The following is a 24,405-nucleotide window of genomic DNA, read 5'->3' on the forward strand; positions in this document are numbered from 1 at the left end:
CTTATTTCTCGCTATCGACCAGGCCACGGACAAACGCACGCTGCATGGCTAAAACAATGACTACGGGTGGGATAAGGGTCAGCAGCATCGCCGCCATCACCTGGTTCCAGAGGGTGGTGCCTTCGCCGGTGGCGATCATGCCTTTGATGCCCGCCACGGCGGTGCCGAGGTTGACGTCCTGAATAATCAGCAGCGGCCACAGGTACTGGTTCCAGCCGTAGATAAAGGTGATCACAAAAAGCGCCGCAAGGTTAGTTTTCGACAGCGGCAGCACGATATCGCGGAAGAAGCGCATCGGCGACGCGCCGTCGATGCGCGCCGCTTCAATCAGCTCGTCCGGCAGGGTCATAAAGAACTGGCGGAACAGGAAGGTGGCGGTCGCCGAGGCCATCAGCGGCAGGGTCAAGCCCGCGTAGCTGTCGAGCATCTTCAGGTTGGCAATCACCTCCACCGTCGGGAAGATACGCACTTCCACCGGCAGCATCAGGGTGATAAAAATCATCCAGAAAAACAGGTTGCGCAGCGGAAAGCGGAACCAGACGATGGCGAAGGCCGACAGCATCGACACCGTAATTTTGCCGACCGTAATGCCGAACGCCATGATGAAGCTGTTGAGCATCATCAGCCAGAACGGCGCGCTGTTGGCACCCACGCCCTGGGTCCAGATGGTCTTCATGTTCTCGAAAAGATGCGTGCCTGGGATCAGCGTCATCGGCGTGTCGAACACCGCTTTGGTGTCCAGCGTGGCGGCGACAAAGGCCACGTACAGCGGAAACAGGATGACGATAATCCCCAGAATCAGCATGGTGTGGCTGAAAATCGTCAGCCCGCGACGGTTCTCAATCATTGGTAGCGCACCTTACTTTCGACATAGCGGAACTGCACCACCGTGAGGATGATGACGAGGAACATCAGCACCACCGACTGCGCGGCAGAAGCGGAGAGATCCAGCCCCGCGAAGCCTTCGCGGTAGATCTTGTAGATAAGCGTGGTCGTCGCCTGCACCGGGCCGCCTGCGGTGGCCGCATCGATCACCGGGAAGGTGTCGAAGAAGGCGTACACGAGGTTAACCACCAGCAGGAAGAAGCTCACCGGGGCGATCAGCGGCAGCGACAGCCTGAAGAAGCGACGAATCGGCCCTGCGCCGTCAATCGCGGCGGCTTCCACCAGCGAACGGGGAATGGACTGCAGTGCGGCAAAGAAGAACAGGAAGTTGTAGCTGATCTGCTTCCACACCGAGGCGAACACCACCAGGAACATCGCCTGACCGCTATTCTGGGCGTGGTTCCAGTCGTAGCCGAACTCTGCCAGGAAATGGGTAATCAACCCCCGGCCCGGGTTAAACAGGAAAATCCACAGCACGGCGGCGACGGCGGGCGCCACGGCATAAGGCAGCAGCATCAGGGTCTGATAAATACGGCTGCCGCGCACCACGTAGTCCACCAGCGCGGCGAAGAACAGCGAGGCAACAAGACCGCTCACGGTCACCAGCGCGCTGAACTTCATCGTCGTCCAGAAGGCGTCCAGGTAGTAGCTGTCATGGAACAGCGCGGTGAAGTTGTCCAGACCGACAAACTGGCTGGAAAGCCCGAACGGATCGACGCTTTGTACCGAGTACCACAGCGCTTCGCCCGCAGGCCAGATAAAGAAGATAACGGTGATGACCAGCTGAGGCGCGACCAACAGGTACGGCAGCCAGCGGGAGCGAAACACCGGACGGGATGATGACATGGAGATTGGGTTCCTGAACAATGCCGGGTGGCGGCTACGCCTTACCCGGCCTACAAATATTTCTCCCTCTCCCCGTGGGAGAGGGTTGGGGTGAGGGCATCAGCCCGCACGATCCCCCGTAGGCCCGGTAAGCGAAGCGCCACCGGGCGAATCACAGATTACGATTTCGTCGACTGCTCAAAGCGGCGCAGCAGCTGATTCCCGCGCTCTACCGCTGAATCCAGCGCCTGCTGTGGCGTTTTCTTCCCGGTCCACACGCTTTCCAGCTCCTCATCCACGATGGTGCGGATCTGCGGCATGTTGCCCAGACGAAGACCTTTGGTGAACGGCAACGGCGGCTTGTTCAGCATCTGGCGCGTCGCGATGTCCGCCCCTGGGTTCTTGCTGTAGAAGCCCTGCTCGCGGGTCAGGTCGTACGCGGCTTTGGTGATCGGCAGGTAGCCGGTCTTCTGGTGCCATTCGGCTGCGTTTTCCGGCTTCGCCAGGAAGTCGAGGAATTCGGCTACGCCTTTGTAGGTGCCGTTGTCTTTGCCCTGCATGACCCACAGGCTCGCTCCGCCGATGATGGCATTCTGCGGCGCGCCCTTCACGTCGGCGTCGTACGGCATCATGCCCACGCCGTAGTTAAATTTGGCGTAGTGACGGATATCCGCCAGCGAGCCGGACGATGCGGTGGTAATGGCGCAGTCGCCGCTGTAGAACTTCTCGGTGGATTCGTCTTTACGCCCGAAGTAGCTGAAGTCGCCCTTCTTGTTGAGTTCTTCCAGCAGCGCAATGTGCTTCACCTGCTCCGGCTTGTTGAACTCCAGCACCGCATCGGTGCCGTCGAAGCCGTTGTTTTTGGTCGCCACCGGCAGGCCGTGCCAGGCGCTGAAGTTTTCAATCTGGATCCAACCCTGCCAGCCGCTGGCGTAGCCGCACTTCATCCCCGCCGCTTTCAGCTTCGCGGTGTACTCCGCCAGGTCCTGCCAGGTTTTTGGTGGCTGCTCCGGGTCTAAACCGGCTTTTTTGAAGGCGTCTTTGTTGTAGTAGAGCACCGGCGTGGAGCTGTTAAACGGCTGGGACAGCAGGTGGCCGGTTTTGGAATCGGTGTAGTAACCCGCTACGGTCGGCACGAACTGGGATTCGTCGAAGTTGATGCCCGCTTCTTTGAACACTTCATAGACCGGCTTGATGGCTTTGGAGGCCATCATGGTGGCGGTACCCACTTCATAAACCTGTAACAGGGCTGGCGCGTTGCCGGTACGGAAGGCGGCGATGCCCGCGCTCAGGCTCTGCTCGTAGTTACCTTTGTACACCGGCACAATTTTGTAATCCGGGTGGGTGTCGTTGAAACGCTGCGCCAGGGAGTCAACTTCTTTACCCAACTCCCCTTCCATGGAATGCCAGAACGGAATGGTCGTCACAGCCAGTGCGTTCGTCGCAAAAGCCAGACCCAGTGCCAGACCCAAAGCTGTGTGTCGTAACGATGTCATTGTCATCTCTCTTATTGTGCCGGATGCGCGATATCACGCGTTTTATGCTCGCGAGGTAACATGACATGCTCGAATTACAGAAAAATAACTGTTTGTTTACAGATAAGTGACAGCCAGGCGTCAGGGGGATGATGGTTGTGTGAAGGGGTGTAGTGGTTAAAAAAGCCGGGTGGCGGCTACGCCTTACCCGGCCTACTCGATACCGTAGGCCCGGTAAGCGTAAGCGCCACCGGGCAATACAGACGGCTTAGCCGCCCAGGTAAGCGCTCCGCACCGCTTCGTTCGCCAGCAGCGCGTCGCCGGTGTCTTCCAGCACTACGCGGCCGTTCTCCAGCACGTAGCCACGGTCAGCCAGCTTCAGCGCCTGGTTGGCGTTCTGCTCAACGAGGAAGATCGTCATCCCCTCTTTACGCAGCTGCTCGATGGTGTCGAAAATCTGCTGGATGATGATCGGCGCAAGACCGAGCGACGGCTCGTCCAGCAGCAGCAGGCGCGGCTGGCTCATCAGCGCGCGGCCAATCGCCAGCATCTGCTGCTCGCCGCCGGACATGGTGCCCGCACGCTGGATGCGGCGCTCCCACAGGCGCGGGAAGAGCTCATAGACCCACTTGATGCGGGTCTGGTATTCATCGCGGTGAGCAAAGAAGCCGCCCATCGCCAGGTTCTCTTCCACCGTCATGCGGGAAAACACGCGACGCCCTTCCGGAACGATCGCCACCGCTTCACGCATGATTTTGGCGGTCTGCCAGTCGGTAATGTCTTTGCCATCGAACACAATCCGCCCGCTGGTGGCGCGCGGGTCGCCGCACAGGGTGCCGAGCAGCGTGGTTTTACCCGCCCCGTTGGCGCCAATCAGGGTGACGATTTCACCCTGATTGATATGCAGGCTGACGTCGTGCAGCGCCTGTATCTTGCCGTAGTGCGCGTTGACCTTGTCGAACGTTAACATCGCTTTTTCCATCTTATGCCTCACCCAGGTATGCGCGGATCACGTCCGGGTTGTTGCGGATCTCTTCCGGCGTGCCGTTTGCCAGCGGCGTGCCCTGGTTTACCACGTAGATACGGTCCGAAATGCCCATCACCAGCTTCATGTCATGCTCAATCAGCAGAATGGTGGTGTCGTGGTGATCGCGCAGTTCGGCAATCAGCTCGTCCAGCTCTTTGGTCTCTTTCGGGTTGAGCCCTGCCGCCGGTTCGTCGAGCATCAGGATCTCCGGCTGGGTCACCATGCAGCGCACAATCTCCAGACGACGCTGGTCGCCGTAGGCCAGGTTGCTCGCCTGACGGTTGGCGTGCTGCAGCAGGCCAATTCGGTCGAGCCAGGTGGCGGCGCGGTCAAGCGCTTCATCCTGCGCGCGGCGGAAGGCCGGGGTTTTCAGCAGGCCGGAGAACAGCCCGGTTTTCAGCTGCTGATGCTGTGCCACCAGCAGGTTCTCAATCACCGTCATCTCGCGGAACAGACGCACGTGCTGGAAGGTACGCACCACGCCCATGCGGGCAATCTGCTGGCCCGGCAGCCCTTCCAGGTGCTGGTCGCGCAGCATGATGGTGCCGCCCGTCGGCTTGTAGAAGCCGGTCAGGCAGTTGAAGACCGTGGTTTTCCCCGCGCCGTTCGGGCCAATCAGGGAGACAATCTCTTTCTTGTGCAGATCCAGATTCACGTTGTTGACCGCCAGCAGGCCGCCAAAACGCATCATCAGACCGTTAACGGATAATAATGGCTGGCTCATGCCTGCTCTCCTTTCGCTTGCCCGTTCTTCAGCTTCAGCTGTGGACGGGTCATCGGCAGCAGACCCTGCGGACGCCAGATCATCATCAGCACCATCAAACCACCCAGCATCAGCATGCTGTATTCGTTAAAGTCGCGCATCAGCTCGCGCGAGACCACCAGCAGGATGGCCGCGAGGATAACGGCGAACTGCGAGCCCATCCCGCCGAGCACCACAATCGCCAGCACGAAGGCCGATTCGGCAAAGGTGAAGGATTCCGGGCTAACGAAGCCCTGACGCGCGGCAAACAACGTTCCGGCGAAACCGGCAAACGCGGCGCTGATGGTGAACGCGGTCAGCTTGATGCGGGTCGGGTTCAGGCCCAGCGAGCGGCAGGCGATTTCATCTTCACGCAGCGCTTCCCACGCGCGGCCCAACGGCATGCGCAGCAGACGGTTGATCACGAACAGGGTAATCACCACCAGCAGCAGCGCCACCAGATAGAGCCAGATTACGCGGTCGGACGGGTCATACTTCACGCCGAAGAAGTTGCTGAAGGTGTCCCAGCCGCCTTCGCGGGCGGTACGGCTGAACTCCAGGCCGAAGAAGGTCGGTTTCGGGATCTGGCTGATGCCGTTCGGGCCGCCGGTCACTTCGGTGTTGTTGAGCAGCAGGATACGGACGATTTCGCCGAAGCCCAGGGTCACAATCGCCAGGTAGTCGCCGCGCAGGCGCAGCACCGGGAAGCCGAGCAGGAAGCCCGCGGCGGCAGAGACCAGCCCCGCCAGCGGCAGGCAGGTCCAGAAGCCGAGGCCGTAATAGTGGTTCAGCAGCGCGAAGGTGTAGGCGCCGATGGCGTAGAAGCCGCCGTAGCCCAGTACCAGCAGGCCGGAGAGCCCCACCACCACGTTCAGACCGAGACCCAGAATTACGTAGATCATGGTCAGGGTAGCGATATCCACGGTCCCGCGCGACACCACAAACGGCCACGCCACGGCGGCGACCAGCAGCGCCACGAGGAACAGCTTCTGCTTCACGGTAGAACCGTCGATAGCGGGCAGCACGAATTTCGGCCCGGAGACGTTTTTCAGCGACTTCTGGAACAGCGGGCGCAGCAGCTGGAACAGGAACACCACGGCGGTGCCGATAAACACCCACTGCCAGCGAATATCAGCGGCGGTGTCCACCACCAGCTTAGTGCCGTCCAGCTCTAACTGGACGCCCATGAAGACGCCCGCCAGCACGAAGAACATGGCGGCAGAGAGCAGCGCCATTGCAAAATGCATCGGTTTCATACTTTCTCTACCTCCGGACGACCCAGAATACCGGTAGGCATCACCAGCAGAACCAGAATCAGCAGGGCGAACGACACCACGTCTTTATATTCCGTACTCAGGTACGCCGAGGAGAGCGCTTCCGCCACGCCCAGGATCAGGCCGCCGATCATCGCGCCCGGAATGCTGCCGATACCGCCCAGTACCGCCGCGGTGAAGGCTTTCATCCCGGCCATAAAGCCGATGTACGGGTTGATTACGCCGTAGAACTGGCCGAGCAGGACCCCTGCAACCGCCGCCATCGCTGCGCCGATCACGAAGGTCAGGGCAATCACGCGGTCGGTGTTGATGCCGAGCAGGCTCGCCATCTTCAGGTCTTCTGCGCACGCGCGGCAGGCGCGTCCCATACGCGAGTAGCGGATGAACAGCGTCAGGGCCAACATCGCAACAAAGGTCACGACCCAGATAACCAGCTGCATGGTGGTGATAGAGGCAGAGAAGTTCTCGCTGGCCCCCACTATCCACTGGCCGTTAAACAGGCTCGGCAGCGCCACGTCGCGCGAGCCTTCGGTCAGGCTGACGTAGTTTTGCAGGAAGATCGACATCCCGATGGCGGAGATCAGCGCAATCAGGCGCTTGGAGCTGCGCACCGGCCGGTAGGCCACGCGTTCGATGCTCCAGCCGTAGGCGCTGGCAATCACAATCGCGCCGACAAACCCGGCGGCGACCAGCAGCCAGCTGCTGTCGATGCCCATCATCATCAGGGCGGCAATGATCATAAAGGAGACGTAGCTACCGATCATGTAGACCTCGCCGTGCGCGAAGTTGATCATGCCGATAATACCGTAAACCATCGTGTAGCCGATGGCGATCAGCGCGTAGGTGCTTCCCAGCGTGACGCCGTTAAACATCTGCTGCAGGAAATAGAGAAACTGCTCGGACATATGCAAACCTTTTTATACCCGCCCGGCGGTCCGGGCGGTGGGATAGTTATTTGGCGGCCGAGGACGAACCGTCGGCGTGCCACTTAAAGACACCAAATTCAAATCCCTTCAGATCGCCTTTCTCGTCCCAGTTCAGCGGCCCAATCACGGTGTTCGCCCCGTGTGCTTTTAAATCCTTCACCAGATCCAGCGGCTCTTTGCTGCCGGTACGCTCCAGCGCGGTGGCCAGAGACTGCACGGCCGCGTAGGTGATCCAGACGTACGGACCGCTCGGATCTTTCTTCTGCGCCTTGAGCGCATCCACGATAGCCTTGTTAGCCGGATCCTGGTCATAGCGTTTTGGCATCGTGACCAGCATGCCTTCAGCAGAATCGCCCGCGATGTTCGACAGGGAGGCGTTGCCCACGCCCTCTGGCCCCATAAACTGGGTTTTCAGGCCGGTGGCGCGCGCCTGGCGCAGCATCTGGCCCATTTCCGGGTAGTAGCCGCCGAAGTAAACGAAGTCGATATTCTCTTTTTGCAGACGGGCGATCAGCGCAGAGAAATCTTTCTCACCGGCGGTAATGCCGTCGAAGAAGACGATGTTCGCGCCGCCTTTTTTCAGGCCGTCCTGCACGGAGCGCGCCAGGCCTTCACCGTACTGCTGCTTGTCATGAATAATGGCAATGCGCTGTGGCTTGACGGTGTCGAGGATGTATTTGGCGGCGGTGGGCCCCTGAGAGGAGTCCAGACCGGCGGTACGCATAATGTGCTGGTAGCCGCGCTGGGTCAGCTCCGGGTTAGTTGCGCCCGGGGTAATCATCAGGATGCCTTCGTCTTCATAAATATCAGACGCGGGCTGCGTGGACGATGAGCACAGGTGGCCGATGACGTACTGGATACCGTCGTTGACGATTTTGTTGGCGACCGCGACGGCCTGTTTTGGATCGCAGGCGTCGTCATATTCCACGCCCACCAGCTTGTCGCCCTTGATGCCGCCTTTGGCGTTGATGTCTTTGATGGCCTGACGTGCGCCGTTGAACTCCATATCACCCCACTGGGCAACAGGACCGGACATCGCGCCGACCACAGCCACTTTTATGTCGTCCGCCATAGCCGCCTGCGAAATTGCCAGTGCGACCATTCCCGCGATTATTGCTTTCGCGTTCCTTTTCATCTCTGAATCCCCATTCGTGATGTCGTGTATATATTTTGTTTTATTATGGTTAAAAAGCATTCTGTACTTTTAATGAACAACGCTATTTTTACCAGTGCCTTTAATGGTTTAGCGCGGTTTTTTGTCAAAAACCAGACTAATATCTCTATTTTTCAGGCGATTAAGCAAAGATAATATTCTGAAATCAGGCAGAGATAAACAAATAAAAGTGCAGTTTGCAGCATAAAATAACGGCACAAAGCGCCGAATAAATCACTGCCTTTCAGGTTAAAATTCTGCTTAATTTTCGATCCATATGTTTTCGAACTGCGCAATGCGTTGCCAAAAAACTAATCGCCTGGTAATTGGGAATAAAAAGAGAAAGCACCTGAGCAAATAAATTGAGTACACTGGCCCTACTCAATCTGATTTGGACAAGTAGCTAATGAAACTGACTATCGTGCGTCTGGTGACCTTTAGCGACCAGGATCATATCGACCTGGGCAAGATCTGGCCGGAATATTCCCCTTCGTCGCTGGCCGTCGACGACAATCACCGTATTTATGCCGCGCGCTTTAACGAGCGTCTGCTGGCCGCCGTTCGCGTGACGCTGAGCGGCACAGAAGGGGCGCTGGATTCCCTGCGCGTGCGCGACGTCACCCGCCGTCGCGGGGTCGGACAGTATTTAATTGAAGAAGTCATTCGTGAAAACCCGAGCGTGACCTCCTGGTGGATGGCCGACGTAGGCGTGGAAGACCGCGGCGTGATGGCGGCGTTTATGCAGGCATTAGGGTTTACGGCGCAGGCTAACGGGTGGGAGAAGCGCTAAAAGAAAGCCGGGTGGCGGCTGCGCCTTACCCGGCCTACGAGGTGCTCATTGTAGGCCCGGTAAGCGAAGCGCCACCGGGCAAAAGAGGGGGCAGTGCGGCCTGATTTGTGCGGTCTGATACCCTCACCCCGGCCCTCTCCCACGGGGAGAGGGTGCAAACACTAAAATGGCAACCTTACGGTTGCCATTTGCGTTTATTTTGCGTCAGTAGCAGTCCCGTTAGCATGCCAGTCAAACACGCCGAACTCGAAGCCCTTCAGATCGCCCTTCTCATCCCATGACAGCGGCCCCATGACGGTTTCCACGGAGTTCGCTTTCAGCCAAGTGGCAATCTCAGCCGGATCGGCTGACTGGTTCAGGCCCGCCTGCAGCGACTGCAGCGCCGCGTAGGTGGTCCAGACGAACGCGCCGCTTGGATCCTGTTTCTTCGCCTTGATCGCATCCACGATAGGTTTGTTCGCAGGAACCTGGTCGTAGTTCTTCGGCTTGGTCACCAGCAGGCCTTCAGCGGACTCACCCGCGATGTTAGACAGAGAGACGTTCGCCACGCCTTCCGGCCCCATAAACTGGGTTTTCAGACCGGCAGCGCGAGCCTGGCGCAGGATCTGGCCCATTTCCGGGTGGTAGCCACCGTAGTAAACGAAATCAATATTCTCTTTCTTCAGACGCGCCACCAGGGTGGAGAAGTCTTTCTCACCGGCGGTAATACCGTCGAAGAACACCACGTCAGCGTTGGCTTTCTTCAGGTTGTCCTGGACGGAGCGCGCCAGACCTTCACCGTACTGCTGCTTGTCGTGAACGATAGCGATGCGCTTCGGCTTCACTTTTTCAACGATGTATTTCGCCGCGGTTGGGCCCTGGTCAGAGTCCAGACCGGTGGTGCGCAGGGTCAGCTTGTAGCCGCGCGAGGTCAGTTCCGGCGCGGTTGCAGCCGGGGTGATCATCAGAATGCCTTCGTCTTCGTAGATGTCAGACGCGGGCTGCGTAGAGGAGGAGCACAGGTGACCGATAACGTATTTGATCCCGTCGTTCACCACTTTGTTCGCCACCGCGACCGCTTGTTTCGGGTCACAGGCATCATCATATTTTACGATCTGCAGTTTTTCGCCCTTGATGCCGCCTTTGGCATTAATGTCTGCAACCGCCTGTTCTGCGCCAGTAAACTCCTGATCGCCGTACTGCGCTACCGGACCGGACATCGCGCCAACCACAGCCACTTTGATATCTGCCTGTGCCATGGTGCTAAATGCCAACGCGATACATCCTGCCAGTAACGCTTTACCCTTCATGTTCATCCTGAGATTCCCCATTATTATGGTTATTACGATTGTTGTGATGTTGTTGTGCAGCGCTTTATGTCAGTTATAGGTGTGCTGTTCGCGCTTTTTCAGCATACTCTGCTAAAACATACCCGATTTTTATGATTTTGGAATAGCTAATTTGAAATGTCTCTATGCTATGCCCGGCACCGTTTTGCGTCGGGCTTTTGGCTTTATCGTGTCAGCGAGGCGGAAATGATATCCAGCGCCTGTCGGAACTGCGCTTCGGGGATCGTGAGCGGATAGAGGAAGCGAATCACGTTGCCGTACACGCCGCAGCTCAGGAGCAGCAGCCCTTCGTTCAACGCGCGTTCCTGCACCTGTCGGGTGAAGTCCGGCGACGGTTGCCCGGATTGCGGATCGTTGAACTCCACCGCCACCATAGAGCCTTGCGCACGAATGTCGGCAATATACGGGCAGCCATCCTTCGCTTTATGTAGTACCTCTACCAGATGGTGGCCAAGGTGCGCCGCGCGGGTGCAGAGATCTTCTTCGTCAATCACGTCCAGCACCGCATGGGCCGCGGCAATCGCCAGCGGGTTACCCGCGTAGGTGCCGCCCAGCCCGCCGGGCGCGGGGGCGTCCATCACCTCCGCCCGACCAGAGACCGCCGAAAGCGGCATCCCGCCCGCCAGGCTTTTTGCCATGGTGATAAGGTCCGGCTTCACGCAGTGGTTTTCCATCGAGAACAGCTTGCCGGTGCGGGCGAAGCCGGTCTGGACCTCGTCGGCAATCAGCAAAATCCCGTGGGTATCGCACAGGGCACGCAGCGCCTGCATAAAATCGGCGGGCGCGACGTTAAACCCGCCCTCACCCTGAACCGGTTCAAGGATAATGGCCGCCACCTGGTCTGGCGCGATATCCGCTTTGAAAATGCGCTCCAGGCTTTTTAACGCTTCCGCCGTGCTGATGCCGTGCAGATCGTTTGGGAACTGTGCGTGGTACACCGAACCGGGGAACGGGCCAAAGCCGAGTTTGTACGGCGCAACTTTACCGGTCAGCGCCATGGTCATAAAGGTGCGGCCATGGAAGGCACCGCCAAAGGTGATAAGACCGGGGCGTTTGGTGTACGCGCGGGCAATTTTGACCGCGTTTTCAACCGCTTCTGCGCCCGTCGAGAAGAAGGCGGTCTTGGCAGGACCGTCAATCGGCACGCGCTGGTTGATGCGTTCGGCAAGCGCGACGTAGCCCTCATACGGCACGATCTGGTAGGCCGTGTGGGTGAAGGCGTGGAGTTGTTTTTCGATGGCGGCAATGACTTTGGGATGGCGATGGCCGGTATTCAGCACCGCGATCCCGGCGGCGAAGTCGATGTACTCATTGCCTTCCACGTCCCACACCGTGGCGTTTTCAGCTTTATCGGCATAGAAGTTACACATCACGCCGATGCCGCGCGGCGTCGCCTGTAAACGCCGGTCGTTCAGTTCGTTATTTTTCACCCTGTCCCCCTGAGAAAGTCGCCTGCTTAGCGCATCAGTAAGTGTTTGCCAGGGGGAGGGAATTCGCCAGAGCGGGCGCTAAAAAAACAAAACCCCCGGACTCGCATCCAGGGGTTATCGGTGTACTTCGCTTAGATTACGCTTCGATAGCGGCGCGAAGTTTTTTCATGGCGTTCTTTTCAAGCTGACGGACACGTTCCGCGGAAACGCCGTAGCGGTCGGCCAGCTCCTGCAGCGTGGACTTGTTGTCTTCGTCCAGCCAGCGGGCGCGGATGATATCCTGGCTACGCTCGTCGAGGCCTTCCATCGCGAAAGTCAGCTTGTTCGCCGCCTGGTCTTCCCAGTTGTCCTCTTCAATGCCGTCGGCAAAGTTAGAGGTTTTATCCTGCAGGTACAGGACCGGGGCCATCGGCTGGCTGTCAGAGGCGTCGTCGTCGGAGGACATGTCAAAGGTCATGTCCTGCGCGGCCATGCGGGATTCCATCTCACGGACGTCTTTGCTGGATACGCCCAGCTCGCGCGCCACCATTTCCACTTCATCCTGGTTGAACCAGCCCAGACGCTGCTTGGTTTTACGCAGGTTGAAGAACAGCTTGCGCTGCGCTTTTGTCGTGGCGACCTTCACAATACGCCAGTTGCGCAGGACGTATTCGTGAATTTCTGCTTTGATCCAGTGCACGGCGAAGGAGACCAGTCGCACACCCACTTCCGGGTTGAAGCGACGTACAGCCTTCATCAGGCCGATGTTACCTTCCTGAATCAAGTCCGCCTGCGGCAGGCCGTAGCCCGAGTAGTTACGAGCAACGTGAACAACAAAGCGCAGGTGAGACAGGATCAGCGTCTTAGCTGCTTCCAGATCGCCCTGGTAATGCAGCTTTTCAGCAAGCTCCTTTTCTTCCTCGGCCGTTAACATCGGCCAGGTGTTCGCAGCCCGGATGTAAGATTCCAGGTTACCAACAGGGGCTAAAGCTAAAGTTTGCATTTCTTTGGTCATTCATTCCTCTCAATGTTTCTTCTGGTCCAGGCTGTCCCCATCAAGCAACAACCATGCCAAAGCGTTTGAGCAGCGAGATTAGCATTCACACTTTTATCAGACCGTGATTTTATCCACAAGTTCCAGGTGCAACGGTGAATAAATTACGCACAAAATGTGACATGAAGATGATAACAGGGGAAGAGACAACAGGGACGCTTTCCCTGCAGAGCGAACATCTCGGTGCAGGGAAAGATTATATCACGCTTTTATTAGTCGGGAGTAAAGTGGCGTAAATGTTGAACCGTCGCCAGCCATGCGGCTACCCAGCCGATCATGGAGCACACCAGCAGCAACAGCAGGCACTCATCGAACCCTAAGCCACTGATATCAAACTTCGTTCCGAAAACCTGCGCCACTTCAGTCACGGCAGAGGAAAGCCGCATCACCAAAATTTCTGACAATATCAGTGAAAGAAATGCGCCGGAAAAACCGAGCAGCGCGCCGCCGTAGAGGAACGGACGGAGGATGAAACCATCCGTCGCGCCAATCAGTTTCTGCACGTTGATGGTATCGCGGCGGGCGAAGATGCTCAGACGCACGCTGTTACCAATGACGAGGAACACCGCCGCCACCATCAGCACGCCTATCATCGCCGCGACGCGCCCCACCAGCCCGGTCAGGGCAGCAAGACGGGCGAACCAGCTGTCGTCCATGCGCACTTCATCAATCCCGTTGATACGGGTGATGCGGTCGCGCAGGGTATTAAGCGAATCGGCGCCCTGGAAATCAAGCTTCGGGATCACCACCGCCACGGCGGGCAGCGGGTTCTCTTCCAGCATATCCAGCGCGCCGCCAAAGCCTGACCAGTTGCGGAACTCGCCCAGCGCTTCATCGCGCGAGAGATAGTTAACCTTCTCCACGCCCTGTTCGGCCTGGATTTGCCCGACCACCTGCGCCGCCGCGTTATCGTCGAGCGCTTTATCCAGATAAACGGTGATCTGCGGCGACGGATAATACTGCGACGCTGCCTGGTTAACGTTCTTATAGACCATGTAGCAGACGCTTGGCAGCGTCAGGGAGATGGCGATCACCATCACCGTCAGGAACGTCGCCAGCGGCTTGCTTTTCAGATCCTGCAATGCCCCCTGGAAGGCATAGCGCACCTGCTCGTTGAACACGTTGGTCTTGCGGGAGTTCGGCTTCGGCGCGGCCTTCGCGCGCTTTGGCGTATTACGATTGCCGTCACCGCCGCCCTGCGGCTTGCGGAAACGGTCAAACCGGTTCCCGAACTGCCGAATCTGGTTCATTGCATCACGCTTGTTCACCGTGGCCTCCGTGCAAATGCCCGTCGCTCAGGGTCAGCATGCGGTACGAACGACGGGAAATGAGCCCGATGTCGTGCGTCGCCATCAATACCGTGACCCCTACGCGGTTGAATTCCTCAAACAGACGCAAAATCCCTTCGGACAGGGCATCGTCCAGGTTACCGGTTGGTTCATCCGCCAGCAGTACGGCAGGCTTGTTCACCACCGCACGGGCGATGCCCACGCGCTGCTGCTCACCGCCGGACAGCTGGATCGGGAAGTTCTTCGCTTTGTCCAGCAGCCCGACCTTATCCAGCGCCGCAGAGACGCGACGGCGGATATCGTCATAGCTGGCGCCGGCAATAATCAGCGGAATGGCCACGTTATCGAAAACGGTGCGATCCATCAGCAGGTGGTGATCCTGGAAAATCATGCCGATCTGACGACGCAGGAACGGCACTTCGCGGTTTTTCAGGCGGCTAATTTCGTGGCCGCTGAAAAAGATTTTCCCGGCACTGGGCCGTTCGATCCCACAGATAAGCTTGAGCAGGGTACTTTTCCCCGCGCCGGAATGGCCGGTCAGGAATGCCATCTCGCCCGGCTGCAGGTGGAATGTGACCCCCTGCAGCGCTTGTCTCCCACCGAGATAGGCCTTGCTGACGTGTTCAAAGCGAATCATTGTTAGTCCTCTCGGGCAAATAATGCCTCAATAAAGTCGTCCGCCTTAAACGGACGCAAATCCTCAATACGCTCGCCCACACCGATGTAACGAATAGGAATGCCGAACTGGTCAGCCACGGAGAAGATCACCCCGCCTTTCGCGGTGCCGTCCAGCTTGGTCAGCGCGATCCCCGTCAGTCCTACCGCTTCAGTGAACAGCTTCGCCTGGCTGATGGCGTTCTGCCCGGTGCTGGCGTCAATGGTCAGCATAATTTCATGCGGTGCGTCTTCGTCCAGCTTCTTCATGACGCGGACGATTTTCTTCAACTCTTCCATCAGGTGCGATTTGTTCTGCAAACGCCCTGCGGTATCGGCAATCAGCACGTCCACGTTACGCGCCTTCGCCGCCTGGATGGCGTCGAAGATCACGGATGCGGAATCCGCGCCGGTATGCTGGGCAATCACCGGAATGTTGTTGCGCTGGCCCCAGACCTGCAGCTGCTCAACCGCCGCCGCACGGAAGGTATCGCCCGCCGCCAGCATCACCGATTTGCCCTGCTGCTCGAACTGACGCGCCAGCTTGCCGATGGTGGTGGTTTTACCCACGCCGTTCACGCCCACCATCAGAATAACAAATGGCGTTTTGCCTTCAATATTAAGCGGTTCGTCAACTTTTGCGAGAATTTCACCCATCTCGTCTTTCAGCAGGCCGTACAGCGCTTCGGCGTCGCGCAGCTGTTTGCGGCTCGCCCCTTCGGTCAGGTTGGCGATGATCTTACGGGTAGTTTCGACCCCCACGTCCGCAATCAGCAGCTGTTCTTCCAGCTCCTCAAAGAGATCGTCGTCGATCTTCTTGCCGCGGAACAAACTGATAAATCCGGAACCTAAGTTTTCTTTGGTTTTGAGCAGGCTACGCTTCAGGCGCGCGAAGAAACCTTCTTTGGTCGGTTTTTCCTGCTCCTGAACGGTCTCTTCTTCCGGTTCTTCTTCCACCGGCACCACGATGACCGCTTCTTCAGCGGCTTCCGCCGCCAGCGCCTGGGCTTCCAGCTCTTCGTCGGTCAGTTCTGGCTCGCGTGTCGCTTCTTCTTCCACCGCTTCAACAATTTCAACGGTTTCCGCTTCGGCCTGCCACTCTTCGGCAGACACCTCTTCGGCTTTCACCTCTTCCGGCAGCGGCAGCTCTTCGTGCTCAATAACGGCCTGCGGTGCGTGGGTCATTTCTTCGACGACAACCGGCTCTGGCTTCTCGCTTTCCTGAACCTGCTCAGTGACCTCAACCACCTCTTCAGCAAAAGATTCAATCTCTTCTTTGCTGTGCGCCGTCTCTTCCGCTTCGACAACCGCGGCGGTTTCTACAGGCGTTTCAGGCTGCGACGGCTCTTCAACGGCTTGTTGTTCTTCGGTTTTCTGTTCTGTTTCTTGCTCTTTTTCACCGAAGCCCAGCCAGGAAAAGAAGCCACGTTTTTTTTGTTTTGCCATCTGCGACTACACTCCTCGCGGCGCTATATACATGTAAGCTAAAAAAATGATGAAATAGTCTAACACTTTACTTAATTGACATCACCGCCCGCAATCGCAGGCCAATTGTTAACAGAGCTTTCCTGAGATGAAGAAACCCAACCGCGCCCCGGCCGGTCAAATTCGTATTATCGGCGGTCAGTGGCGAGGCCGGAAATTACCGGTGCCGGACAGCCCCGGTTTACGCCCCACTACCGACCGCGTGCGCGAGACGCTGTTTAACTGGCTGGCCCCGTCAATGGTAGACGCCCGCTGCCTGGACTGCTTCGCCGGAAGCGGCGCATTAGGGCTTGAAGCGCTGTCGCGCTATGCCGCCAGCGCCACGCTGCTGGAGATGGAGCGCGGCGTGGCGCAGACGCTGCAGCAAAATCTGGCGACGCTGAAGGCGAGCAACGCCAAAGTGGTCAACACCAACACGCTAAGCTTCCTCGCGCAACAGGGCACACCGCACAACGTGGTGTTTGTCGACCCACCGTTCCGCAAGGGGCTGCTGGAAGAGACGTTATCCCTGCTGGAGCAAAACGGCTGGCTGGCGGATGACGCGCTAATCTATGTAGAAAGCGAAGTGGAGAACGGTTTGCCGCCGGTGCCCGCGCACTGGGATCTGCACCGCGAAAAGGTCGCCGGTCAGGTTGCTTATCGTCTGTATCACCGTCAGGCACAAGGAGGATCCGATGCCGGTACTGATTAACCTGGGACGTTTGCTGATGCTGGGCGTCTGGGCGTTTTTGATTCTGAATCTGGTGCATCCTTTCCCGCGCCCGATGAACATTTTCGTTAACGTGGCGCTGATTTTCACGTCGTTTATGCACGCCCTGCAGATGGTGATGCTGAAAAACGGTCTGCCGAAAGACGGCCCGCAGATGACCGGATGGCAGCAGCTGCGCGTGTTTATTTTCGGCGTGTTTGAGCTGCTGGTGTGGATGAAGAAGTTTAAGGCGCAGGTGAAGAAGTAAGGTGCGTTTAGTTGCCCGGTGGCGTGCAGCGAATCCGGGCCTACGAAAAACCATCACTGCGGCGTAACGCCGTCCAGTTGATCTTTCAGTTTTTGGATATCTCTGGCTCTTGTTTTGAGCAGGTATTTTACCTGCGTACAAATCTCCTCGGTCCGGGTGTAATACGTTCCCGAAAAGGGTCCTGAACGTTCACATAAGACGTAGTGGGTACCGAGGGGATAGAATATGACGATAAAAGAGAGGATGTTGCCAATGATAAATATCACTCCGAAGTAGTGATATGCAAGGGTAACTCCTTTCGCCAGGAGTTTGGGTGCCTGAAGATTTTTTGTAAAAAACGCAAATACAAACACAAATGCAAAATAACAAAAAGCCGGAGTGGATAGTACACTAATAAAAGCCCCCAAAAAAAAATAAACAATACTCCTTGATTCAATCAAGTCAGTGATATCTTGTATACTTATGTAATATGCCAACCAGGCAAATCCACAACAAAAAACAATAACCAGCAATAAAAAACATCTTTTTTTTAAGTTATCAACATCAATTGTTACGCCCATATCAGCAATACCCCCGGTTAAATGAACGTCCATTGACCGAATCTCGAGTGTTCCACTCTGCTATTTTTTGCTGCTCTTTCATAATTTTTCTCATGCAACTAATAAGGTTACTTGATAGATCGTACTGTTTGCCCAACACATTCAGCTGATAAATAATCAATACCCTGCCCAAAAAAGGAACATTCTCACTCGCTACATCCATCGTCACATTCCCCATCACTGCGCCGTGACGCCATCCAGCTGGTCATTGAGTTTTTCGATATCTCTGGCTCTTGTTTTGAGCAGGTATTTTACCTGCGTACAAATCTCCTCGGTCCGGGTGTAATACGTTCCCGAAAAGGGTCCTGAACGTTCACATAAGACGTAGTGGGTACCCAGGGGATAAAATATAACGATAAAAGAGAGGATATTGCCAATAACAAACCCTGCCCCCATAACGTGACAGCCGACGGTAATGCCTTTGGCGAAGAAGCGGGGTGGCTGCATGTTTCTCGTAAAGGTTACATATGCAATAACCAAAACAAAACAAAAAGAAACCGGAAAAACAAATAACATGAAAAATGAACCCCAAAAAAAAAATAAATAATACTTCTTGATTCAATGAGATCAGTGATGTCTGGAACACTCGCAGCATAAAAACCCCAAGTGATACCACTAAATAAGATAAGGCATAAAAAACAACCACATCTTTTCTTTATTTTATCCAGATTAATGTTAACACCCATATTAGTACGCCCCCGGATAAAACGAAGTGCCATATACCGAGTTTCGAGCGTTCCACTCTGCAATTTTATGCTTTTCCTTCAGTCCTTTTTTAATAAACCCTATTAGTTTATCTGATAAATCATAACGTTTGTCCACAACGTTCAGCGAATAAGCAATCAATACACCTAATGCAACCACGCAAACTATTTGCCCCCAAACAGGAACAGCTGCACTCGCTATAAATGTTGATATAGCCAACGAGGAAATACTCCCAGCCAATCTCGAAACAAAAACCCCCACAATCACTTTCGCCACATCCATCATCACACTCCCCATCACTGCGGCGATACGCCGTCCAGTTGATCATTCAGTTTTTGGATATCTCTGGCTCTTGTTTTAAGCAGGTATTTTACCTGCGTGCAAATCTCTTCGGTCCGGGTGTAATACGTTCCCGAAAAGGGCCCGGAACGCTCACATAAGACATAGTTGGTTCCAAGGGGATAAAATATGACGATAAAAGAGAGGATATTGCCAATAACAAATCCTGCCCCCATAACGTGAAAGCCGATGGTAATTCCTTTAGCAAAAAACTTGGGTGGCCGCATTTTTTTCGTAAAGGTCACGTATGCAATAACTAAAACAAAACAACAAGAAACCGGAAAAACAAACAATAAAAAAAAAGACCCCCATAAAAAATAAACAACACTTCTTAATTGAATGAGTTCGGCTATGGCTGGCACGCTCGCTTCATAACACCCCCAAGTGATACCACTAAATAAGATCAAGCAAAAAAAACAACCACATCGTGTCTTTATTTTATCGAGATTGATGTTAATGCTCATATCAGTAATTCCCCCGGTAAAATGAACTTCCATATACCGGGTTTCTGGCGTTCCACTCTGCAATTTTTTGCTGCTCTTTCAGCCCCTTTCTCAGGCAATCTATAAGATCATTTGATAATTTGTACTTTTTATCGATAACATTCAATGCAGAAGCAATAATTATACCTAATGCAACTATACAAACTATTTGCCCCCATACAGGAACAGCCGCACTCGCTACAAATGTTGATACGAACCACACAGCCCCCCTTCCAGCCAATCTCGAAACAAAAACCCCCATAATCACCTTCGCCACATCCATCGTCACATTCCCCAGGAATGCGGCGACATCATGGTCAGATTTAAAGATCAGTTCGACCAACCGCCAGCATGCGGAAAACCAGATGCAGAATCTGGCTCCTGACATAATGCCGTTTCGATACCCGGCGCTGCCAATACCCACCTCAAGCACTTTGGGGTGATTAATCCGGTAACGCGTTCCGCTAAGAATGCGTCGCAAAGAAGGGTAACCTGTAATCTTCACATACAGTTTTCCCTGATAAGCATACTGTGTTGCTTTGATCCCAAAACCTTTTAAGGTGAAAACAATCTTCCCGGCCTGCTGATAAGAAAATAGCTTCGACAGATTCTTAGCCGCAGAAATTGTCTCTTTGATATTACCGGAATAGGTAGTGGAAAAGCTGACAGGCTGACTACCTAACAAATCATCAATCACATCCTGCGCCTCGTCCGGCGTGAGCAGCATGATGTGGTGGGCATTGTTGACCAGGGTATTTTTCAACTGATTGATTTCATGTTCGAAACGCAGATTACGCTGCCAGTTATTTCCTCTGAGAATATCTTCACGTTGATCCCCTATCCAGTCCGTATATCCTTTCATCATCATTCCTTAAAAAATTCGCTCATCCCAGATACTGTAGGCGCTGGTTCCACCCATTCGGTGTTCCCAGGCAATAGATTCGTATGACAGTTCAATGATTTCTTCTGGCTGACCCGCACTGTCATCAATGGTATGCGGCACCTGTAGATGGAGGCTGGAGATCCTGGCATTAATCAGTTTTAAGGTGTAATAGCACTCGTTTAAACCCGCCTGACTGGTGCGATAAAAGCTAAATTCACAGCTCAGCGTTTCATTGTCAGTGATGGCTTTCCCCAACAACGGCGAGGATTTATCTACAGGCTTAATAAACGTCAAACACTGATGATTTACATTTTGCGCCCGACTCATTCCGTGATTAATTGCCATGACCATAATCTGATCTCGATGAGCAGGCTGTGATTTATTCCTTATTGACTCTATCGACGCACATCCCTCAGAAATTAATCCCTGTGTCTGTCCCTTCAACGTCAACCACATTGTATTCGCCATATAAATACCTTTATTTATTTCACAATGGTGAATCTATATATTCATTCGATAACAACAATGAAATTATATAAAGGAAAAAGGGGTGAGATAGTGATGCAGTCGATATTTTAAGTTGCTTAGGGAGTTATGAAAAAGAGAATGAATTATAAAACATAAATCACAATTATATTTACTCCATAATATATATATTAGTTACATTAATGAGCGGCACTGGTGAGGAAATTCAGTGCCGCTCAACTGATTACTGTGCCGACGAAAACCCTTCAAATCGCGACCCTTTGTAGCTCAGCGTTCCTTTCTCCCCCACCGTCAGCTGATGGTACTGCTGCGCCTCCAGGCGGAAGGTCATCTCCAGGCCGCCCGTTTCCGGCTTAAAGCTCGCTTCATAGCGCATCGTTGTGCCCGCAGGCGTCACCTGCTGCTGGCGCGAGCGGCGGTCGTTGAGCGGTTTCTCGCGTTTGTTGGTCACCACCACGCGCTTTTGCATCAGCGGCGCGGCGTCGTTATCCGCCTTCTCGCGGCGCTGCTGCACGAAACGGAACGAGGCGGCAATGACGATAATCGCCACCACGATAATGAAAAACAGCGGCATCTTGCTCATTGATAAATCCCATCAGATTTTGCGGAATTCAGGATACCTTGCCTTCCCCGTCATTGCCAAACGCCCGCCCGCGTCACTACACTGGATCAGAAACTGATTATTCAGCCTCAACAGATACAGGGAGTTAATATGCTTTGGTCATTTATCGCCGTCTGTTTGTCCGCATGGCTTTTTGTCGATGCGTCGTATCGTGGCCCCACCTGGCAGCGCTGGCTGTTTAAGCCCGTCACGCTGCTGCTTCTGCTGCTGCTGGCCTGGCAAGCGCCGATGTTCAACGCCGTCAGCTATCTGGTTCTCGCCGGGCTGTGCGCGTCCCTGATAGGCGATGCCCTCACCCTGCTCCCCCGTCAGCGCCTGCTCTATGCCGTCGGCGCGTTCTTCCTGTCGCATCTGCTTTATACCATCTACTTTGCCAGCCAGATGACGCTCTCCTTCTTCTGGCCGCTGCCGCTGGTGCTGCTGGTGATTGGCGCGCTGCTGATTGCGGTGATCTGGTCGCGTCTGGAAGAGATGCGTTTGCCGGTCTGTACCTTTATCGCCATGACGCTGGTGATGGTGTGGCTGGCAGGCGAGCTGTGGTTCTTCCGTCCGACGTCGCAGGCGATGTCCGCCTTCTTCGGCGCGGCGCTGCTGCTCATCGGGAATGTCGTCTGGCTGGGCAGCCACTATCGTCGTCGCTTCCGCGCGGATAACGCGATTGCCGCCGCCTGCTACTTTGCCGGGCACTTCCTGATCGTGCGTTCGCTGTATATTTAAATAAGTCTTGACTCTGGAGTCGACTCCAGAGTGTATGCTGCGGTTAATGAGAAAATTATCATTACCGGAGACTGCCATGTCGACTCCAGAAACATCTAAAAAAGTTCCACAATTCTCGGCACTTAAGCTCAGCCCGGTTCCGTCGAAAGACGACTGCTGCTGCGAAGGCGCGTGCGAAACGCAGACTGAAATGCTGCCCGAAAGCGGCAACCGCTACAGCTGGGTCGTCAACGGCATGGACTGCGCGGCCTGCGCGCGCAAAGTGGAAAACGCGGTGATGCAGGTGCCGGGCGTGAGTCACGTTCAGGTGCTGTTCGCCACCGAAAAGCTGCTGGTTAACGCCGAAAACGACGTCAGTAAACAGGTGGAAGCCGCGGTAAGCAAGGCGGGTTACAGCCTGCGTAGCGAAGCCGCGCCCGCGGAAAAAACGTCATCCCTGCGGGAAAACCTGCCGCTCATTACTCTCATCATCATGATGGCCCTGAGCTGGGGGCTGGAACAGATTAACCACCCGTTCGGCAATCTGGCGTTTATCGCCACCACGCTGGTCGGGCTGTTCCCGATTGCCCGCCAGGCGCTGCGCCTGATGAAAAGCGGCAGCTGGTTTGCCATCGAAACGCTGATGAGCGTGGCAGCCATCGGCGCGCTGTTCATTGGCGCGACGGCGGAAGCGGCGATGGTGCTGCTGCTGTTCTTAATCGGCGAACGGCTTGAGGGCTGGGCGGCGAGCCGGGCGCGTAAAGGGGTCAGCGCGCTGATGGCGCTGAAGCCTGAAACCGCCACACGGGTAAATAACGGCAATCGTGAAACAGTGGCGATTAATACCCTGCGTCCCGGAGACGTGATTGAAGTCGCCGCGGGCGGTCGTTTACCCGCCGATGGTGCGCTGGTTACCGCCACCGCGAGCTTCGACGAGAGCGCCCTGACCGGGGAATCCATTCCGGTTGAACGCGCGGCGGGTGAAAAAGTGCCTGCAGGCGCCACCAGCGTCGACCGTCTGGTGCAGCTCACCGTCCTTTCCGAACCGGGCGACAGCGCCATCGACCGCATCCTCAGGCTGATAGAAGAAGCCGAAGAGCGCCGCGCGCCGGTCGAACGCTTTATCGACCGCTTCAGCCGGATCTACACGCCCGCCATTATGCTGGTGGCCCTGCTGGTCACCGTCGTCCCACCGCTGTTCTTTGGCGCGCCGTGGGAGGGCTGGATCTATAAAGGGCTGACGCTGCTGCTGATCGGCTGCCCTTGCGCGCTGGTGATCTCCACGCCTGCAGCCATTACCTCCGGGCTGGCGGCGGCGGCACGTCGCGGGGCGCTGATTAAGGGCGGCGCGGCGCTGGAGCAGCTGAGCCAGGTTCAGCAAATCGCGTTCGATAAAACCGGTACGCTGACCGTCGGCAAGCCGCAGGTCACCGGCGTGTATCCGCAGGATATCGGTGAAGATGAACTGCTTACGCTGGCCGCTGCCGTTGAGCAGGGCTCCACTCACCCGCTGGCGCAGGCGATTGTGCGTGAAGCGCAGTCGCGCGGGCTGAACATCCCTCCGGCAACCGCCCAGCGGGCGCTGGTCGGGTCGGGGATTGAGGCCACCGTTGACGGTAAAAAGGTGCTGATTGTCGCGGCGGGCAAGTCTTCTCATCCAGAAGTTGAGGCGTTAGAACAGACCGGACAAACTGTCGTGACCCTCACGCAGGACGGCGCCGCGAAGGGAATGCTGGCGCTGCGCGACACCCTGCGCGATGACGCCAAAGAGGCCGTGACGGCGCTGCATCAGCTTGGCGTACAGGGCGTGATCCTGACCGGCGATAATCCGCGCGCGGCGGCGGCAATTGCCGGTGAGCTGGGGCTGGAATTCAAGGCCGGATTGCTGCCCGCGGATAAAGTCCGCGCGGTCACGGAACTGAACGCATTCGCCCCGCTGGCGATGGTCGGTGACGGGATTAACGATGCCCCGGCGATGAAGGCGTCCACCATCGGCATTGCGATGGGCAGCGGCACCGACGTGGCGCTGGAGACGGCGGACGCGGCGCTGACCCACAACCGCCTGACCGGGCTGGCGCAGATGATCGATCTTGCGCGCGCGACGCGGGCCAATATCCGCCAGAACATCGGCATCGCGCTGGGGCTGAAGGGAATTTTCCTGGTCACCACGCTGCTGGGCATGACCGGCCTGTGGCTGGCGGTGCTGGCGGATACGGGGGCGACGGTGCTGGTGACGGCGAACGCGCTGCGGCTGTTGCGCCGTCGGTAAAAATGCCCGGTGGCAGCTACGCCTTACCGGGCCTACGACATCTCCGAACCGT

Annotated in this window: 26 protein-coding genes; 5 read left to right on the forward strand and 21 right to left on the reverse strand. The window is 56.0% G+C overall.

Translation table 11 applies throughout. The annotated features are described in order from the left end of the window. Position 1: 1 nt before the first annotated feature. The 8 genes from ugpE to livK all read right to left on the reverse strand — a co-directional run bounded on the left by ugpE (position 2) and on the right by livK (position 8,289). Entirely contained in the window at positions 2–847 is an 846-nt protein-coding gene (gene ugpE / locus KK102_RS19855; protein WP_013099125.1) for a sn-glycerol-3-phosphate ABC transporter permease UgpE, read from the reverse strand. Further along, positions 844–1,731 carry a sn-glycerol-3-phosphate ABC transporter permease UgpA gene (gene ugpA / locus KK102_RS19860; RefSeq protein ID WP_032650577.1) on the reverse strand — a complete coding sequence of 296 codons (888 nt, stop codon included), beginning with the start codon at positions 1,729–1,731 and terminating at the stop codon, positions 844–846. The genes ugpE and ugpA overlap by 4 nt, the downstream gene beginning before the upstream one ends. A gap of 158 nt (positions 1,732–1,889) precedes the next feature. Beyond that, on the reverse strand, positions 1,890–3,206 hold the full coding sequence (gene ugpB, locus KK102_RS19865; protein WP_216358281.1) for a sn-glycerol-3-phosphate ABC transporter substrate-binding protein UgpB: 1,317 nt from the start codon (positions 3,204–3,206) through the stop codon (positions 1,890–1,892). 247 nt (positions 3,207–3,453) lie between these two features. Next, positions 3,454–4,167 carry a high-affinity branched-chain amino acid ABC transporter ATP-binding protein LivF gene (gene livF, locus KK102_RS19870; RefSeq protein ID WP_006812273.1) on the reverse strand — a complete coding sequence of 238 codons (714 nt, stop codon included), beginning with the start codon at positions 4,165–4,167 and terminating at the stop codon, positions 3,454–3,456. Between the two features lies 1 nt (position 4,168). Then, positions 4,169–4,936: a high-affinity branched-chain amino acid ABC transporter ATP-binding protein LivG gene (gene livG / locus KK102_RS19875; protein ID WP_008500101.1), complete on the reverse strand. Its 768-nt coding sequence runs from the start codon at positions 4,934–4,936 to the stop codon at positions 4,169–4,171. Continuing rightward, on the reverse strand, positions 4,933–6,210 hold the full coding sequence (gene livM, locus KK102_RS19880; RefSeq protein ID WP_126545872.1) for a branched chain amino acid ABC transporter permease LivM: 1,278 nt from the start codon (positions 6,208–6,210) through the stop codon (positions 4,933–4,935). Before livM ends, livG begins: the two co-directional genes overlap by 4 nt. After that, the gene (gene livH, locus KK102_RS19885) at positions 6,207–7,133 is read right to left on the reverse strand and encodes a high-affinity branched-chain amino acid ABC transporter permease LivH (protein WP_028015147.1); all 927 of its coding nucleotides are present in this window, start codon (positions 7,131–7,133) and stop codon (positions 6,207–6,209) included. The genes livM and livH overlap by 4 nt, the downstream gene beginning before the upstream one ends. Before the next feature lie 46 nt (positions 7,134–7,179). Beyond that, on the reverse strand, positions 7,180–8,289 hold the full coding sequence (gene livK / locus KK102_RS19890) for a high-affinity branched-chain amino acid ABC transporter substrate-binding protein LivK (protein WP_216358282.1): 1,110 nt from the start codon (positions 8,287–8,289) through the stop codon (positions 7,180–7,182). Positions 8,290–8,713: 424 nt separating this feature from the next. Between livK and panM the strand changes: the two genes are divergently transcribed. Continuing rightward, on the forward strand, positions 8,714–9,097 hold the full coding sequence (panM, locus tag KK102_RS19895) for an aspartate 1-decarboxylase autocleavage activator PanM (RefSeq protein WP_126545874.1): 384 nt from the start codon (positions 8,714–8,716) through the stop codon (positions 9,095–9,097). A 194-nt stretch (positions 9,098–9,291) separates the two neighbouring features. On the opposite strand, the gene livJ is transcribed toward panM, so the two are convergent. The 6 genes from livJ to ftsY form a co-directional block, all read right to left on the reverse strand. Further along, entirely contained in the window at positions 9,292–10,392 is a 1,101-nt protein-coding gene (livJ, locus tag KK102_RS19900) for a branched chain amino acid ABC transporter substrate-binding protein LivJ (protein ID WP_139157911.1), read from the reverse strand. A gap of 197 nt (positions 10,393–10,589) precedes the next feature. Then, positions 10,590–11,855, reverse strand: coding sequence for a 4-aminobutyrate--2-oxoglutarate transaminase (locus KK102_RS19905; RefSeq protein ID WP_126545875.1), 1,266 nt, complete (start codon positions 11,853–11,855; stop codon positions 10,590–10,592). Between the two features lie 136 nt (positions 11,856–11,991). Next, a complete protein-coding gene (gene rpoH, locus KK102_RS19910) occupies positions 11,992–12,849 on the reverse strand; it encodes an RNA polymerase sigma factor RpoH (protein WP_010436497.1) in 858 nt (285 codons plus the stop codon). Between the two features lie 251 nt (positions 12,850–13,100). Then, entirely contained in the window at positions 13,101–14,156 is a 1,056-nt protein-coding gene (gene ftsX / locus KK102_RS19915; protein WP_216358283.1) for a permease-like cell division protein FtsX, read from the reverse strand. Next, the gene (ftsE, locus tag KK102_RS19920) at positions 14,143–14,814 is read right to left on the reverse strand and encodes a cell division ATP-binding protein FtsE (RefSeq protein WP_008500091.1); all 672 of its coding nucleotides are present in this window, start codon (positions 14,812–14,814) and stop codon (positions 14,143–14,145) included. Before ftsE ends, ftsX begins: the two co-directional genes overlap by 14 nt. 2 nt (positions 14,815–14,816) lie before the next feature. Further along, the gene (gene ftsY / locus KK102_RS19925) at positions 14,817–16,277 is read right to left on the reverse strand and encodes a signal recognition particle-docking protein FtsY (protein ID WP_216358284.1); all 1,461 of its coding nucleotides are present in this window, start codon (positions 16,275–16,277) and stop codon (positions 14,817–14,819) included. Positions 16,278–16,404: 127 nt separating this feature from the next. On the opposite strand from ftsY, the gene rsmD reads away from it, so the two are divergent. After that, entirely contained in the window at positions 16,405–17,007 is a 603-nt protein-coding gene (gene rsmD / locus KK102_RS19930; RefSeq protein WP_010436505.1) for a 16S rRNA (guanine(966)-N(2))-methyltransferase, read from the forward strand. Next, positions 16,991–17,272 carry a DUF1145 family protein gene (locus KK102_RS19935; RefSeq protein WP_010436509.1) on the forward strand — a complete coding sequence of 94 codons (282 nt, stop codon included), beginning with the start codon at positions 16,991–16,993 and terminating at the stop codon, positions 17,270–17,272. Before rsmD ends, KK102_RS19935 begins: the two co-directional genes overlap by 17 nt. Before the next feature lie 53 nt (positions 17,273–17,325). Here the strand turns inward: KK102_RS19935 and KK102_RS19940 are convergent, their stop codons facing one another. The 7 genes from KK102_RS19940 to KK102_RS19970 all read right to left on the reverse strand — a co-directional run bounded on the left by KK102_RS19940 (position 17,326) and on the right by KK102_RS19970 (position 21,349). After that, positions 17,326–17,865, reverse strand: a complete 540-nt coding sequence (locus KK102_RS19940) for a DUF1240 domain-containing protein (protein WP_244992697.1) — start codon at positions 17,863–17,865, stop codon at positions 17,326–17,328. Positions 17,866–18,048: 183 nt separating this feature from the next. Next, on the reverse strand, positions 18,049–18,318 hold the full coding sequence (locus KK102_RS22275) for a hypothetical protein (protein ID WP_244992699.1): 270 nt from the start codon (positions 18,316–18,318) through the stop codon (positions 18,049–18,051). A gap of 240 nt (positions 18,319–18,558) precedes the next feature. Then, complete coding sequence (locus KK102_RS19950) at positions 18,559–18,861, reverse strand: hypothetical protein (RefSeq protein ID WP_216358285.1); 303 nt, start codon at positions 18,859–18,861, stop codon at positions 18,559–18,561. An 11-nt stretch (positions 18,862–18,872) separates the two neighbouring features. Next, positions 18,873–19,379: a DUF1240 domain-containing protein gene (locus tag KK102_RS19955; RefSeq protein ID WP_126545881.1), complete on the reverse strand. Its 507-nt coding sequence runs from the start codon at positions 19,377–19,379 to the stop codon at positions 18,873–18,875. Position 19,380: 1 nt separating this feature from the next. Beyond that, complete coding sequence (locus tag KK102_RS19960) at positions 19,381–20,259, reverse strand: hypothetical protein (RefSeq protein WP_216358286.1); 879 nt, start codon at positions 20,257–20,259, stop codon at positions 19,381–19,383. A gap of 9 nt (positions 20,260–20,268) precedes the next feature. Then, the gene (locus KK102_RS19965) at positions 20,269–20,748 is read right to left on the reverse strand and encodes an Hcp family type VI secretion system effector (RefSeq protein WP_126545885.1); all 480 of its coding nucleotides are present in this window, start codon (positions 20,746–20,748) and stop codon (positions 20,269–20,271) included. A 241-nt stretch (positions 20,749–20,989) separates the two neighbouring features. Beyond that, positions 20,990–21,349 (reverse strand): DUF2500 domain-containing protein, encoded by a 360-nt coding sequence (locus KK102_RS19970; RefSeq protein WP_126545886.1) that lies wholly within the window; start codon positions 21,347–21,349, stop codon positions 20,990–20,992. A 129-nt stretch (positions 21,350–21,478) separates the two neighbouring features. Here KK102_RS19970 and KK102_RS19975 point away from each other — a divergent pair, with 129 nt between their 5' ends. Then, positions 21,479–22,105 (forward strand): lysoplasmalogenase, encoded by a 627-nt coding sequence (locus KK102_RS19975; RefSeq protein ID WP_126545887.1) that lies wholly within the window; start codon positions 21,479–21,481, stop codon positions 22,103–22,105. 76 nt (positions 22,106–22,181) lie between these two features. Continuing rightward, entirely contained in the window at positions 22,182–24,353 is a 2,172-nt protein-coding gene (zntA, locus tag KK102_RS19980) for a Zn(II)/Cd(II)/Pb(II) translocating P-type ATPase ZntA (protein ID WP_216358287.1), read from the forward strand. Positions 24,354–24,405 lie beyond the last annotated feature (52 nt).

It is taken from the genome of Enterobacter quasimori (genome assembly GCF_018597345.1).
GTDB lineage: Bacteria > Pseudomonadota > Gammaproteobacteria > Enterobacterales > Enterobacteriaceae > Enterobacter > Enterobacter mori.